11 protein-coding genes and 1 pseudogene are annotated in these 14297 nt (G+C 67.6%); 5 read left to right on the top strand and 7 right to left on the bottom strand.

Annotation, left to right across the window (positions count from 1 at the left end):
- Positions 1 to 88: 88 nt before the first annotated feature.
- The 4 genes from AVKW3434_RS21105 (at position 89) to AVKW3434_RS21090 (ending at position 6012) form a co-directional block, all read left to right on the top strand.
- Complete coding sequence (locus tag AVKW3434_RS21105; protein WP_284407387.1) at positions 89 to 2164, top strand: molybdopterin-containing oxidoreductase family protein; 2076 nt, start codon at positions 89 to 91, stop codon at positions 2162 to 2164.
- Positions 2165 to 2462: 298 nt separating this feature from the next.
- Positions 2463 to 2831, top strand: coding sequence for a DUF1428 domain-containing protein (locus AVKW3434_RS21100; protein WP_284401463.1), 369 nt, complete (start codon positions 2463 to 2465; stop codon positions 2829 to 2831).
- Between the two features lie 374 nt (positions 2832 to 3205).
- The gene (locus AVKW3434_RS21095) at positions 3206 to 5248 is read left to right on the top strand and encodes a TonB-dependent receptor (RefSeq protein ID WP_284407386.1); all 2043 of its coding nucleotides are present in this window, start codon (positions 3206 to 3208) and stop codon (positions 5246 to 5248) included.
- Between the two features lie 47 nt (positions 5249 to 5295).
- Positions 5296 to 6012 carry a DUF4198 domain-containing protein gene (locus AVKW3434_RS21090; protein ID WP_284407385.1) on the top strand — a complete coding sequence of 239 codons (717 nt, stop codon included), beginning with the start codon at positions 5296 to 5298 and terminating at the stop codon, positions 6010 to 6012.
- A gap of 401 nt (positions 6013 to 6413) precedes the next feature.
- Here the strand turns inward: AVKW3434_RS21090 and AVKW3434_RS21085 are convergent, their stop codons facing one another.
- The 5 genes and pseudogenes from AVKW3434_RS21085 to AVKW3434_RS21065 form a co-directional block, all read right to left on the bottom strand.
- Entirely contained in the window at positions 6414 to 8066 is a 1653-nt protein-coding gene (locus AVKW3434_RS21085; RefSeq protein WP_284407383.1) for an MFS transporter, read from the bottom strand.
- On the bottom strand, positions 8056 to 8463 hold the full coding sequence (locus tag AVKW3434_RS21080; RefSeq protein ID WP_284401476.1) for a DoxX family protein: 408 nt from the start codon (positions 8461 to 8463) through the stop codon (positions 8056 to 8058). Before AVKW3434_RS21080 ends, AVKW3434_RS21085 begins: the two co-directional genes overlap by 11 nt.
- A gap of 14 nt (positions 8464 to 8477) precedes the next feature.
- Positions 8478 to 10225, bottom strand: a pseudogene (locus AVKW3434_RS21075) (amidohydrolase).
- A 186-nt stretch (positions 10226 to 10411) separates the two neighbouring features.
- Complete coding sequence (locus AVKW3434_RS21070; RefSeq protein ID WP_284407382.1) at positions 10412 to 11098, bottom strand: hydrolase; 687 nt, start codon at positions 11096 to 11098, stop codon at positions 10412 to 10414.
- Positions 11099 to 11209: 111 nt separating this feature from the next.
- A complete protein-coding gene (locus AVKW3434_RS21065) occupies positions 11210 to 11935 on the bottom strand; it encodes a pirin family protein (protein ID WP_284407381.1) in 726 nt (241 codons plus the stop codon).
- Positions 11936 to 12121: 186 nt separating this feature from the next.
- On the opposite strand from AVKW3434_RS21065, the gene AVKW3434_RS21060 reads away from it, so the two are divergent.
- Positions 12122 to 13024: a LysR family transcriptional regulator gene (locus AVKW3434_RS21060; protein ID WP_272549336.1), complete on the top strand. Its 903-nt coding sequence runs from the start codon at positions 12122 to 12124 to the stop codon at positions 13022 to 13024.
- Between the two features lie 58 nt (positions 13025 to 13082).
- Here the strand turns inward: AVKW3434_RS21060 and AVKW3434_RS21055 are convergent, their stop codons facing one another.
- Positions 13083 to 13529 carry a hypothetical protein gene (locus tag AVKW3434_RS21055; protein WP_284407380.1) on the bottom strand — a complete coding sequence of 149 codons (447 nt, stop codon included), beginning with the start codon at positions 13527 to 13529 and terminating at the stop codon, positions 13083 to 13085.
- A partial coding sequence (locus tag AVKW3434_RS21050) for an RHS repeat-associated core domain-containing protein (protein WP_284407379.1) occupies positions 13526 to 14297 on the bottom strand: 772 nt, incomplete at its 5' end. The genes AVKW3434_RS21055 and AVKW3434_RS21050, both read right to left, overlap by 4 nt.

Here is a 14297-nt window from a genome sequence, read left to right as displayed (position 1 = left end):
CCCTCTTCGATCAAAAACGTCGACGTTCCGCGGGGTCGCCACCCCGCCATCGCTGCTGGTCGGTGAGTGTATCGACAGGAAAACCCCTATGTCCACGACTGAAATCCCCCCCCTTTCCGAGCCGGTCCGGCAAGTGCGCGGCGCCTGCCCCCACGACTGCCCCGACGCCTGCGCCCTGCTCACCACCGTGGACAACGGCGTGGCCACCCGCGTGCAGGGCAACCCGGCGCACGGCCACACCGGCGGCGTGCTGTGCGCCAAGGTGTCGCGCTATGCCGAGCGCACGAACCACCCCGACCGCCTGCTGCAGCCGCTGCGGCGCGTCGGCCCCAAGGGCCCGGGGGCACAGTTCGAGGCGGTGACATGGGACGAGGCGCTCACCGATATCGCCGCGCGTTTGACGCGCATCGCCGCCCGCGCCCCGCAGGCCGTCCTGCCCTACAGCTATGCCGGCACCATGGGCCTGGTGCAGGGCGAAAGCATGGACCGGCGCTTTTTCAACCGGCTGGGCGCATCGCAGCTGGGCCGCACCATCTGCTCCACCGCCGGCGGCGAGGGCCTGAACTACACGCTGGGCGGCAAGCTGGGCATGAAGGTGGAGTTCTTCGCCGAATCGCGCCTCATCGTCATCTGGGGCAGCAACTCCATCGGCAGCAACCTGCACTTCTGGCGCTACGCGCAGCAGGCCAAGCGCGACGGCGCCCGGCTGGTGTGCATCGACCCGCGCAAGAGCGAGACCGCCGAGAAGTGCCACGAACACCTGCAGCTGCGCCCCGGAACCGATGCGGCCCTGGCCCTGTCGCTCATGCACGAGCTGATCGCCAACGACTGGCTCGACCACGACTACATCGCGCAGTACACCGTGGGCTGGGACGCGCTGCGCGAGAACGCGCTGCAGTGGCCGCCCGAGCGCGCGGCCGAGGTCTGCGGCCTGCCCGTGGAGCAGATCCGCCAGCTGGCGCGCGACTACGGCACCACGCGGCCCGCCGCCATCCGCCTGAACTACGGCATGCAGCGCGTGCGCGGCGGCGGCAACGCCACACGCGCCGTGGCCTGCCTGCCCGCGCTCACCGGCGCCTGGCGCCACCGCGCGGGCGGCCTGCTGCTGTCGAGCTCCGGCCACTTTCCCGTGCAGCGCGCCCAGTTGCAGCGCCCCGACCTGCACACGGGCCCGGTGCCGCGCACCATCAACATGGTGACCATCGGCGACGACCTGCTGCGCGAATCCTCGCCGGAGTTCGGCCCGAAGATCGAGGCCGTCGTGGTCTACAACAGCAACCCCGTGGCCGTGGCGCCCGACTCCGCGCAGGTGGCCCGGGGCTTCGCCCGCGACGACCTGTTCACCGTGGTGCTGGAGCACTTTCGCACCGACACGGCCGACTACGCCGACTACCTGCTGCCCGCCACCACGCAGCTGGAGCACTGGGACGTGCACGTCTCCTACGGCCACACCGACGTGCTGCTCAACCGCCCGGCCATCGCGCCGCTGGGCGAGTCGCGCTCCAACGCCCGCATCTTCCGCGACCTGGCCGAGCGCATGGGCTACACCGAGCCCTGTTTTGCCGACAGCGACGAGGCCCTGTGCCGCCAGGCCTACGGCGACCGCATCGACTTCGGGCAGCTGCTGGAAGTGGGCTTCGCCCCCCTGCCCCTGCCCGATGCGCCGTTCGCCGAAGGCGGCTTTCACACGCCGTCGGGCAAGTGCGAGTTCTACAGCGAGCGGCTGGCGGCCCAGGGCCTGCCGCCCGTGCCGGTGCACGTGCCCAACCACGAGCTGCCGCAGCCCGGCGGCCGCTACCCGCTGGCCATGATCTCGCCACCCGCGCGCAACTTCCTGAACTCCACCTTCGTGAACGTGCAGAGCCTGCGAAACATCGAGACGCAGCCGGTGCTGGAGATCCACCCCGACGACGCCGCCCCGCGCGGCATCGCCGACGGCACGCGGGTGCGCGTGTTCAACGACCGCGGCAGCTACGAATGCCACGCCGCCGTGAACGGCCGCGCCCGCCCCGGCGTGGTCAACGGCCTGGGCATCTGGTGGCGCAAGTTCGGCGTGAACGGCACCAACGTGAACGAGCTGACCAGCCAGGCCCTGTCCGACATCGGTGCGGCGCCCACGTTCTACGACTGCGTGGTGGAAGTGGCGGCGGTGTCCGAGGCTTGATGCGCACGGCGCCACTCGCCCGGACCACGGTGCACCTTCATTCATGGTCCGTGTGCAGGCCGGCCAGCCCACGGCATGATTGAAGAATCTTGCAGCGGCAGCGGTACGCGCCCCGAGGGTCTATCCTGAGAGGGCCGCGCTGTCGGAAGCGATAGGCTTTGCGCGGTTCTTGCGCCTCTCATGACCCGTTGCCCCCGGTCCGTCCTGACGATCGAATTGGTTCTCCTGCCGCCAGCGGATGGAATACGGGGCATGCCCCAACGAGCGCGCCAACGATCAATCCAACAGGAGTGATGACATGTCGTACATCGATGGTTTCGTGATCGCAGTCCCTACCGCCAACAAGCAAAAGTTCATCGAGCATGCCCGTACGCTCGACCCCATATTCATCGAGTTGGGGGCGATCCGCGTGATCGAGTGCTGGGGCGACGATGTCCCCGACGGCAAAGTCACCGATTTCCGCAGAGCGGTGCAGGCCACGGCAGAGGAGACGGTGGCTTTTTCCTGGGTTGAATGGCCCGACAAGGCCACGCGCGATGCAGGGATGAAGAAGATGATGGAAGACCCGCGCATGGACCCCTCTGTTCCCGGCAACCTGCCCATGCCCTTTGACGGCAAACGCATGATCTTTGGGGGCTTCGAACCGGTGGTTGATGTGAAGGCGTAAGCGGCAAGCGGCCTTGTCGCCGCGCATGGCGGCTGCCTCGGCCACAACAACGGGCACGATGCCTTCGCCTCCACGAAGGAGGTCCTCACTCGGTGTCCCGCGCGCCGCGCCAGCCGGGTCCCGTTGCGGCCGCCCCACCGCTGGGCGCCTGGATGAACCGGGGCCTCGGCTGGGGGCTGCGATACGCCATCCGGCGTATTGAAGATCAAACGGCAGTTCTTCATACTCGGCGAGCCTTGGAACTGCGCTGCAACGCCATGGCGCCATCCGCGACCTCCTGCGCGGGCATATGACGCAACTGCGCGAGACCCATGATCGGGATGGCCCCTGCGTGGCCCACCGGTCCTGCATCTTCATTTCATACCGCAAAACCCATGACACGAGGTCCCTTCCTGCACCAGGCCAGCAATCTGCATGGTCGCCCCCTGTACGCCGCCATGGCGCTGGCCCTTGGAGCCCAGTGTGCGGCGGCTCAGGAAGCCTCGCCCACCCTGGACTCCATCGAGATCAAAGGTCAGGCGCTCAAGGGGGCTGCCTCCGCCTATTCCAGCACGAGCTTCGACAGCGAAGAGATCGGCGACAAGCATGTGAGCCAGCCGACAGAGCTGCTGCGCCATGTGCCCGGAATGAACGTGCAGAACTACCAGCTCTCGGGCGTGGCAGACACCATCGTGATGCGCGGCTTTGGCGGTGGGGGGCATGGCGGCGACGTGGGCGTCGTGCTCGACGGTATTCCGCTGAACGAAGCCATGTCGCACGCCGATGGGTATGTGGACCTCAATGTCATCGTGCCGCTGGAGATCGAGCGCTTCACGCTCTACAAGGGCCCCGTTTCGGCGCTGTACGGCAACTTTAATCGCGCCGGGCTGATGGCGATAGAGACGCGCAAGCGTGGAGAGTACCGGGAGGTGGATGCGAGTCTCGGCTCCCATAGCACGGTGGATCTGCAAGGCGCATGGGGTCTCAAACTGGGTGAGGGGGAATACCTGAACCTGGCGGCGCAGCACGACCGCACCGATGGCTTCCGGGCACAGTCGGACGATCACCGCAGCACATTGGCAGGCCGCTGGAGCAAGCGCATCAGCGCCGACCTGGACGTAGCGCTGTCGGGCCGCTGGCACGAGGCCGATGGCGATTCGCCCGGCTACGTCACGGCCGCGCAGTTCGCGCAGAACCCCTATGGCAAGGACCCGCGCGCCATGAACGATGGCGCCAACAAGCACTTCGCCACGCTGCGCGCGGACGTGAACTACGCACTCTCGCCCGACGTGAAGCTGCTGACGTTTGCCTACACCACGCAGCAGGACTTCACACGCTGGTTCAGCCGCCCGGTCAATGCCACCACCTGGCGCCAGCGCGAGGAGACTTACGACCGCAATGTCCATGGTGCGGGCACCAGCCTGAACGGCCGTACCCCGGTGGCAGGAACCCTGCTGAACTGGGTGGCCGGGCTGGAGACTTTCCGCGAAGCCACCGACTACCTGTACTTCGACGGGCTGGACAACCGTGCGCGCCTGGCCCCTGCCATCAACAACCGCACCTCGCAGCTGAACAGTGTCTCGGCCTTCGGAGAGATCGAAGCGCCCATCCACCCTCTGTTCAAACCCTCGGCCGGCCTGCGCTGGGACCGTTTCACCGGCAATTGCGAGCGCAACGGTGCCGAGACGGGTACCGACCCCTGCGGCCCGCTGGCCAGGATGTCCCATGCCAGCCCCAAGCTGGGCGTGCGCTCCAACGTCGCGCCGGGCGTGCAGCTGCGCGCCAGCTGGGCCGAGGGCTTTGCCTTGCCCAGCACCTTCGCCAAGTACGCACTCGGCGCCGCCACGCTGGACCCCAACGTCTTTCGCCAGACCGAGGTGGGTGCGCAGTTCAAGCCCGTGCAGGGCCTGGTGCTGGATGTAGCGGCCTTCCGCCTCACCTCCTCCGACGAGATCCGCACCGTGGCCCCCGGCGTGTACGAGAACAATGGCGCCACGCGACGCAGCGGCGTGGAGGCCAGCGCCCTGTGGGCGGCACACCGCGACGTGGACCTGGCCCTCACCTGGGGCAGCGCGCATTCGCGCATCACCGAGAACGGCAATGCGGCCCTCATCGGCAAGCAAGTGGCCGGTGTGCCGCGCTACATGGCCACGGTGAGCGCCACCTGGCGCCCCGCCGCGGACTGGTCCACCACCGCCACCTGGCGCCGGGTGGGCGCCTACGCGGTGAACGCCGACAACAGCGTGGGCTATGGCGGCTATGCCACGGTGGACCTGAGCGCTGCGTACCGAGTCGCCAACCGCTATGAGATCTACGCCGCCATCGCTAACGTGAGCGACAAGGCCTATGCCACCTCGGCCTCGGTCATCGGGGGCACGCAGGTCTTCGCACCTGGTGCGCCGCGGACCTTCAAGCTCGGCACCAAGCTGCAATTCTGACCTGTGACCACCCGATCCAGGAAGCTCAGGCAATCCAGGAGAACGCCATGAAGACCACCACCCCGACACCACTCCTGCGCCTGCTGGCCATCACAGCGCTGGCCCTGGGCCTGGGCTCCGTGCAGGCCCACAACGTCTGGCTGGAGCCTGATGCCAGCGGCGGCTACCTCGTGCAGTTCGGCGGGCACGAAGGCCAGCTGGAGACCTACCCCGCTCACAAGCTGAAGAGCCTGCAGGCCTTCGATCGCCGTGGCCGCAAGATCGACGTGGCGGTGGAACCGCGGCCCGATGGGGTGCGCGTGAAGCCCGAGCGCCAGGCCGCGTTGCTGGCGGCCCACTTCGACAACGGTTTCTTCAGCAAGGTCGAGGGTGGCCAGATGGTGAACAAGCCCATGACCGAGAACCCCGGCGCCACCAGTGGTGTGCATGCGCTCAAGTACCACAAGACCATCATCCAGTGGGGCGTGATCGCAAAGAAGGAATTGGGGCAACAATTCGAGATCGTGGCCCTGGAGGCGGACACGCCCGATGCAGGCCAACCCATGCGTGTGCGCGTGCTGTTCGATGGGAAGCCCATCGCCGGCATCCGGCTGTCGCTGGGCGAGAAGGGGGCGCCCGTCACGACGGCTGAAGACGGCACTGCGACGGTCACGCCCACGGCGGGCATCAATCAGTTGCTGGCGATCCGCCGCGTGCCGGTGGCCAATGACCCACGCACCACCAGCATGAGCTGGGAGTACCTGCTGGCGTTCCCTGCGCACTGAGACCGGCTGGCACGACCTGCCGAAAGCGGACCTGCCGGTGACGGCTGAGGGACTGGAATGCTGCGGGCCTAAACAACCACTGCTGGGTCGTGGAGAGAAACCCACGCTTGGTCTGCAGGGTTCGGCAATCATCTGCTCTCGCCTTGTCGAGCGGTCGCGTCAGCCACTCTTCATTTCCCGAAATTTGCATCCGTTCTCGAATAGCGTTGACGATGACACGCGGCGCGCATCGCAGCGCAGGTGGCCTGACGCAGACGCCGCTCCAGCCCAGCGCCATCGGCCCTGCAGTGCCGACAAATGAATGCTATTTATTTAATAGCAACATGCCCTAGTGGATATTTTGCTGGAGCCCTTTTCGATCTGAAGTCTGGCTTGGCAGCATCTGACCCGCCCCGCCGGCATCACGCCACCCCCGCCGCACCGCCCTGCCCATCCAGCGCCAGATAGTGGTGCACCACGGGCCGCTCCGGCCCCACGTGGTAGCGCAGCGCCTCGGCCTGCAGGTCCGCGTCGGCCTTGGAGACGCGGCCGTGCTGGCGCAGGTGCTCGGCCCACGACTCGACCAGGAACCACTCGATCACCCGCCCCGGCTCGGCGGAATGCTCCGCCACGCCCCAGGCATAGGCGCCATCGCGGCGGCGCTCGCTCGCCACGTGCTGCATGGCCTGCAGGAACGCGGGAAGGTCGGGCGTGCGCACACGGTATTCGATCTGCACCATGACCGGGCCGCGGTCGTGCGCCACAGGCTCGGCCAGCAGCGGCTCGGGCCAGTGGTTGGAGGGCTGCAGGTCGGCTTCGCCCGTGGGCAGCTTCACGCGGTGAAAGAGCCACGCCGCCAGCACCAGGCCGCCCGCGCCGGCCAGCAGCGTGGTCGGCAGGCCCGCCTGCCCCGCCACCAGGCCCCAGCCCAGGCTGCCGGCGGCCATGGCGCCGTTGAACACCATGAGATAGATCGCCAGGCCCCGGCCGCGCACCCAGTTGGGCAGCACGGCCTGGGCCACGCCGTTGAGCGTGGTGAGCGCGATGATCCAGCCCAGGCCCAGCACCAGCATGAGCGCCACGGCGGCCTCGCGCGGCAGCGCCAGGGTGAGCACGGCCATCACGCCCGCGGTGAGCAGCGAGGCCAGCAGCACCAGCCCGTCGGCATCCAGGCGCTTGCGCAGGCGAGGCAGCAGCACCGCGCCGAGGATGGCCCCGGCACCGACCGCGCCCAGCATCACGCCGTAGAAGCCCGCCGTGCCGCCCAGCATGCGCCGCGCCACCAGCGGCAGCAGCGCCCAGACGGAACTGGCGAACAGAAAGAACACCGCCGCGCGCAGCAGCACCACGTGCAGTTCGCGGCTGGCGCGCGCGTAGCGCAGCCCGGCGCGGAAGGCGCCGAAGAACTGCTCGTTCAGCCCGGTGGGCTCGGCCTTGGGGCGCTTCCACCACAGCAGCGCGGTGATCACGAAGCCGTAGCTCGCCACGTCCAGGCCGTAGGCCGCGGCCGCGCCGAAGCTGGCCAGCAGCAGGCCGCCGGCCGCGGGGCCGATGGCGCGGGCGATGTTGATGCCCAGCGAGTTGAGCGCCACGGCGCTTTTCAGCTCGCTGCGGGGCACCAGTTCGGGCACGATGGACTGCCACGTGGGCCCCATGAGCGCCGCGCCGATGCCGCCCACGAAGGTGAGCGCGATGAGCGATTCCACGGTGAGCGTGTTCGTGCGCGCCATCACCAGCAGCGTGCCGCTCACGCAGGCCAGCAGCACCTGCACGGCGATCAGAAAGCGCCGGCGGTCCAGGATGTCCGACAGCACGCCGGCCGGAATCGCCAGCAGGAAGATCGGCAGCGTGGCCGCCGTCTGCACCAGCGCCACGGCGGTGGGGCTGGACGACAGCTCGGTCACCATCCACGAACTGGCCACGTCGCGCATGAAGCTGCCGATGTTGCCCAGCACCGTGGCGGACCACAGCACCGCGAACAGCGGCAGGCGCAGCGGCGCGAAGCTGCCCGAAGGTGCGGGCGCGGCGGTGGCCGCGGCGGACGGTGAATCGTGTGGGTGATGGTCATGTGCCATGGAGGCCTCCCAGGTCGTGCCAGGCGACGAGCAGCATGCCGCCCACCAGGCCCCAATGTTCGAAGAATGCGTTGGCGGCGCGCTGCCGCTCGGGCGGTGCCACCTGCCAGAAGCGGTCGGCCAGGAACGCCGCCAGCACGGTGAAGCCGGCCAGCGCCAGCGCGCCCAGCCAGCGGTGCCAGCCCGAGACGATGAGCAGCGAGGCACCCAGCTGCAGCGCGATGGTGGCCGCCGCGACGGGCGCGGCGGGCGCCAGGCCGAAACGGCGCATCTCGGCCACGGCGCCGGCGAAGTCGCGCGCCTTGCCGATGCCGCCCTGCAGGTAGGCCGCGCACAGGCACAGCAGCGCGAGCGATTGCACCCAGGGCGCGGTGAAGGCGCCGCGCAGCGCGTCCATTCCGTTCGCCACGGTCACACCGCCCAGCAGGCGCAGCCCAGGGCGCCCCAGAAGCCCTTCAGGTCGGCAATCGGCAGCCGGCTGCTCCAGGCCGTGGCGTGCTGGTGGCCGTGCACGTTGCAATCGTTGGCGCAGGCGCACGCGGCGGCGGCGCGGCGCACCACGGCCTGCAGCGGCGCGCCCTCCTGCGTGCCCCAGCCGGCATAGCCGCCGAAGGTGCGCACGGGCGACCAGTCGGGCATGGCGGGCGGCGGTGCCGCGTCGTCGAAGCGGGCGAAATCACCGGCGCCATACACCACCTTGCCGCCCACCACCGTGAGCAGCGCCGTGGTGTCGGCGATGTCGGATTCGGGGCAGGCGAAGAAGTCGCGGTCGGGCACGGTCAGGTCCGCCAGCTGGCCGGCCTGGATGCGGCCCTTCTTGCCTTCTTCGTTGCTGAACCAGGTGACGTTCTCAGTCCACAGCCGCAGCGCCGCTTCGCGGTCCAGGCAGTTGCGCTGGGGCGTGATCTGCAGGCCGCCCACGGTCTTGCCCGTGATGAGCCACGACAGCGACACCCACGGGTTGTAGCTGGCCACGCGGGTGGCATCGGTGCCGGCCGAGACCTTGACGCCCTTGTCCAGCATGCGCTTGACGGGCGGCGTCGCCTCGGCCGCGCCGGCACCGTAGCGCTCGACGAAATACTCGCCCTGGTAGGCCATGCGGTGCTGCACGGCCACGCCGCCGCCCAAAGCGGCGATGCGGTCGATGAACTTTTCCGAGATGGTCTCGGCATGGTCGAAGAACCAGTTCAGGCCGGCCAGGGGCGTGTCGCGATCGACCTTCTCGAACACGTCGAGTGCGCGCTCGATGGTCTCGTCGTAGGTGGCATGCATGCGCCAGGGCCAGCGGTTCTGCGCCAGGATGCGCACCACCCCTTCGAGGTCGTCCTCCATCTCGGGCGCCATGTCGGGGCGTGGCTGGCGGAAGTCCTCGAAGTCCGCCGCCGAGAACACCAGCATCTCGCCCGCGCCGTTGTGGCGAAAGTAGTCCGTGCCCTGCTTGTATTGCGACGTGGCCGTCCAGTTCAGGAAGTCTTCCTTTTCCTGCTTCGGCTTTTGCGTGAACAGGTTGTAGGCCAGGCGGATGGTGAGCTGATCGGCATCGGCCAGTTCCTGGATCACCTGGTAGTCGTCGGGGTAGCTTTGGAAGCCGCCGCCCGCATCGATGGCGCCCGTCACGCCCAGGCGGTTCAGCTCGCGCATGAAGTGGCGCGTGGAGTTGACTGGTATGCGTGCGGCAGCTTGGGGCCCTTGGCCAGTGTGGCATAGAGGATGGCCGCATTGGGCTTGGCCAGCAGCAGCCCGGTGGGATTGCCGGCTGCATCGCGCACGATCTCGCCGCCGGGCGGCGCGGGCGTGTCGCGCGTGTAGCCCACGGCGCGCAGCGCGGCGGCGTTGAGCAACGCGCGGTCGTACAGGTGAAGGATGAACACCGGTGTGTCCGGCGCCACGGCGTTCAGCTCGGCGATGGTGGGCAGGCGTTTCTCCGCGAACTGGTGTTCGGTGAACCCGCCCACCACGCGCACCCACTGCGGCGCGGGCGTGACCGCCACCTGGCGCCGCAGCATGCCCATGGCATCGGCCAGGCTTTTGACGCCGTCCCAGCGCAGCTCCATGTTGAAGTTGAGCCCGCCGCGGATGATGTGCAGGTGGTTGTCGATCAGGCCCGGCAGCGCGCTGCGGCCGTTCAAGTCGATCCGCCGCGTGCCCGGCCCGGCCATCGCCAGCACGTCGCGGTCCATGCCGACGTGGGTGAAGCGCCCCTGCGCGATGGCCACGGCACTGGCCGTGGGGTTGGAGCGGTCCAGCGTGGTGAAGCGGCCGTTGTACAGGATCAGGTCGGGAGGGGTGGGCGGGGTCATGGGCAGGCTCCTTGGGGGATCGGCAACGCGAAGGGTGCGCTCTTTTCAACCCTCGTGGGCGTTGAACATGGCCTTGGCATAGGTGATGCCCAGGCCGTAGCCGCCGCCGAACTTTCTGGCGATGCCGGTCGTCATGTCGTACGTGTCCGTGCGCGCCCAGTCGCGTTGCAGCTCCAGCAGATACTGCAGCGCCGTGATGGGCCGCGCACCCGCCTGCACCATGCGCTCCATGGCGCGGTGGTGGGCCTCGGTGGAGATGTCGCCGCTCGCATCGGCGATCACGTACACCTCGAAGCCCTGGTCGAGCGCCGACAGCGCCGGGCCCACGATGCACACGCTGGTCCACAGGCCCGCCAGCACGATGCGCGGCTTGCCGATCTCGTTGATGCGGCGGATCACGGCCTCGTCTTCCCAGGTGTTCATCGACGTGCGATCCAGCAGCGCCTGGCCGGGGAACGGCGTGGTCACCTCCTCGAACATCGGGCCGCTGAAGCTCTTTTCCGCCACGGTGGTCAGGATCGTGGACACGCCGAAGCCCGCCGCCGCGCTGGCCACCAGGCCGGCGTTGGAGCGCAGCGTGATCGCATCGATCGAATGCGTGGCGAAGGCCATCTGCGACTGGAAGTCGATCATCACCAGCGTGTGGTCCTGCGGGTTCAGCAGCGTGGCGCCGGGCGTGGCGGTGGCGACGGGCTTGGCGGGGGCGTTGATGCGGGTGGCGGTGGCGGTCATGGCAAAACTCCTGGGTGGATCGAGTGAATGGAGGAGAGAAAACAAAAAAACGGGGAATCGAAAGACAAGAAAGAAGGCAGGCGGGGCGGCGGTGCCGCCGCCCCTCACCGGTCAGTGCGGCATGGCGGGCAGCTCGTTGGGGCGCAGGTCGAACACCAGCACCTCGGCGCCTTCGCCCCTGGCAAAGCGCAGGGCGCCAGCGTTACGAATGCGGGCGCCGTCGCCTTCGGACAGGCGCTCGCCGTTCACCTCCAGGCTGCCGCGGGCCACGTGCACATACACGTTGCGGCCGGGGCCCACGTCCAGCTCGGCGGCCTCGTCGCCGTCGAACAGGCCGGCATGCACCCGGGCATCCTGGTGAACGGCCAGCGAGCCGTCGGCCCCCTCGGGCGAGATGATCAGCCGCAACCGGCCGCGCTTTTCGGCCTCGCTGAAGTGCACCTGCTGGTAGCGGGGCGTGGCGCCGGTCACGCCGGGCACGATCCAGATCTGCAGGAAGTGCACGGGCGCTTCGGCCGAGTGGTTGAACTCGCTGTGGCGCACGCCGGTGCCGGCGCTCATCATCTGCACGTCGCCGGGGCGGATGACCGAGCCGGTGCCCATCGAATCCTGGTGTTCCAGCGCGCCTTCCAGCACATAGGAGAAGATTTCCATGTCGCGGTGGGGGTGCGTGCCGAAGCCCTTGCCCGGCGCCACGCGGTCGTCGTTGATGACCAGCAGGTCCGAAAAGCCTTGCTGGTTGGCATCGCGGTAATGGCCGAACGAGAAGGTGTGGTGCGAATGCAGCCAGCCGTGGTTGGCGTTGCCGCGCTGGTGGGCTTTGCGGATGTCGAGCATGGTGCGTTTTCTTTCGGTTTCTTCGATGAAATTCACACTGGGGGCCTGTCGCTGAAATCGCCTCGATTTCATTGGGCTTCAGTGCTGCGGCGAAGAAAGTATCCCGCGCCGTGATGGGGCGCAGGTTGAAAGGTTTGGCCGTTCATCATCGATAATTTCGATGATTCAATCCACCGGCCTGCCCCCATGCTGAAACTCACCCTTGAAGCCATCGAACTGGTGGACGCCATCGCCCGCCACGGCTCGTTCGCCGGCGCCTCCGAGCGCCTGCACAAGGTGCCGTCCACCATCTCCTATGCCATCGGCAAGCTGGAGGAACAGCTCGGCATCGCCCTCTTCACCCGCAACGGTCCGCGCGTGGCGCTCACGCCCGCGGGGCAGGAAATGCTCAAGGAAGGCCGCTGGCTGCTCACGGCCGCGCACCAGCTCGAATCGCGCATGCGGCAGATCGCCACGGGGTTCGAATCGGAGCTGCGGCTGGTGCACGACTCGCTCATCCCCACCAGCGCGTTCAACCAAGACATCTGCGCCTTCGAGGACCTGCACTGCGGCACGCGCCTGCGCATCGGCTGCGAGGCGCTCACGGGCACCTGGGAGGCGCTGCGCGACGGCCGCGCCGACATCGTCGTGGCGGCGGGCGAAGGCCCGGCCGGCGGCGGCTACAAGGCGGTGGCCGTGGGCAGCCTGGCGTTCGTGTTCTGCGTCACGGCCACGCACCCGCTGGCGCAGCTGCAGCGCCCGATCACCCGCAGCGACCTGCTGGACCACACCGCCGTGGTGGTGGGCGACGGCGCGCGGTCGCTCACCGACCGCACTGTGGGCCTGCAGTCGGGCCAGCGCCGCATCACCGTGCCGTCGATGCAGGCCAAGATCGCCTGCCAGGCGGCGGGCCTGGGCCACGGCTTCCTGCCGCGCGCGTGCATCCGGGTGGAGCTGGAAACGGGGGTGCTGGTGGAGCTGCCGGTGGAGGAACCCCGCCCCGACGAGACCTTCTGGCTCGCCTGGAAACCCGAGCACATGGGCGAGGCGCTCAAATGGTGGCGCCAGCGGCTGGACCGGCCACTGCTGCCGGGCATCCTGCCGCAGTGAGGGCGCCGCCGACTCGGCCGATCACAGCGGCAAGCGTCGCTGCGACGGCCGATTCTCGTCAGGGGGGTGCCAGCCGCTGCGGGAATTTGCGATAGATCTTTTTCAGCACCCAGATTTCCCCGCATTCCAGGACCAACCACAGCGGGAAAAGCGGCATCACCATAAAGATGAAAAACACCCGCAAGGGAAAATAAAGGAGAAAAAACATCCCCACATAAAACCCGTGCCGCGGCTGCTTGTTCCTGATGAAAAACAGGATGAAGACGAGAAAAGCCAAGCCCGAAGTCAGAAGGACGTGGGCGCCCAGCAGCAGATAGGCCATCGCCTTGGGCAAATAATCATGGGCGGCCACCCATTTGGGCAGCAGTTCCTGAAAGGCCGATGCGACCATCGACAGAAAGAACACGAGGATGCCCAAGCCCAGAACGGCGAATGGAATCCAACACGCGTAAGCCATCCATTTCGAAGGGGCCTGCAATGCTTCGGGACGCGGGTTCTTCATCAATTCCAAATTCTCCTGGGGTCGTATTTCCATGCCGAGGGATCCAGGGGCACAGGATTCGGCCATGTACCCTGGGGCCACAAATTACCGCCATAGAAGTTTTTGCTGACTCCGGATTCGGTGAAGGCCTTGTCGTGGTACGCATCGATTTCATTGCCTTGCGTACAGCCGTTTTGATCGACCTTGCCCGCGGCCTGCGCCGCCTTGTCCGAGGCGACCAGTTTCCCCCGGATGCTCGTCAAAACCTCGGACTGCTTGAGCGACTTTCCCTGGATGGCGGACTCTGCGACGAGGGCCGTTTTGACCACCGCGTTCACACTCATATTTTCGCCCCGGCATATCAATGCCCCGGCAGGGTAGTAACTGCATTGGGGCTTGCTTTTCGCCATGTCATCGTAGTAGCTGCAAACAGCCGTATCCCCTTTGCCATCGAACGATGGAAGGGACGGCATCTCGATATTGGTCCACTCGAACAGGCCCAGCGGATCAATGTACTGAACGGGATTGACCGGATAGGTACTGGGATGCACGCCGCCAGATAATCCGATCGGATCCTGCGTGATGTACTGCCCCAGGTGTGGGTCGTAGTACCTGAAGCGGTTGTAATGCAATCCCGTCTCGGCATCGATCTGCTGGCCCTGCAGCCGGATGCTCTGCTCGATCCAGTGCGGGTTGTATTCCTCCTGCACGTCTCCCCAGGCACCGTAGCTGGCCGCCCAGGTGATCTCGCCGGCCTTCTCTCCGTTGCCATCCACCAGCCCGATCGGCGTG

It is taken from the genome of Acidovorax sp. SUPP3434 (assembly GCF_030159015.1).
GTDB lineage: Bacteria > Pseudomonadota > Gammaproteobacteria > Burkholderiales > Burkholderiaceae_C > Paracidovorax.
This window is presented reverse-complemented; position numbering and strand designations above follow the sequence as displayed.

Excerpts from the sequence above, each read along its gene's own strand:
- AVKW3434_RS21100 (WP_284401463.1), top strand. The coding sequence starts at position 2,463 with ATGTCGTACATCGATGGTTTCGTGATCGCAGTCCCTACCGCCAACAAG.
- AVKW3434_RS21080 (WP_284401476.1), bottom strand. The coding sequence starts at position 8,463 with ATGGACGCGCTGCGCGGCGCCTTCACCGCGCCCTGGGTGCAATCGCTC.
- AVKW3434_RS21070 (WP_284407382.1), bottom strand. The coding sequence starts at position 11,098 with ATGACCGCCACCGCCACCCGCATCAACGCCCCCGCCAAGCCCGTCGCC.
- AVKW3434_RS21085 (WP_284407383.1), bottom strand. The coding sequence starts at position 8,066 with ATGGCACATGACCATCACCCACACGATTCACCGTCCGCCGCGGCCACC.
- AVKW3434_RS21060 (WP_272549336.1), top strand. The coding sequence starts at position 12,122 with ATGCTGAAACTCACCCTTGAAGCCATCGAACTGGTGGACGCCATCGCC.
- AVKW3434_RS21105 (WP_284407387.1), top strand. The coding sequence starts at position 89 with ATGTCCACGACTGAAATCCCCCCCCTTTCCGAGCCGGTCCGGCAAGTG.
- AVKW3434_RS21095 (WP_284407386.1), top strand. The coding sequence starts at position 3,206 with ATGACACGAGGTCCCTTCCTGCACCAGGCCAGCAATCTGCATGGTCGC.
- AVKW3434_RS21090 (WP_284407385.1), top strand. The coding sequence starts at position 5,296 with ATGAAGACCACCACCCCGACACCACTCCTGCGCCTGCTGGCCATCACA.
- AVKW3434_RS21065 (WP_284407381.1), bottom strand. The coding sequence starts at position 11,935 with ATGCTCGACATCCGCAAAGCCCACCAGCGCGGCAACGCCAACCACGGC.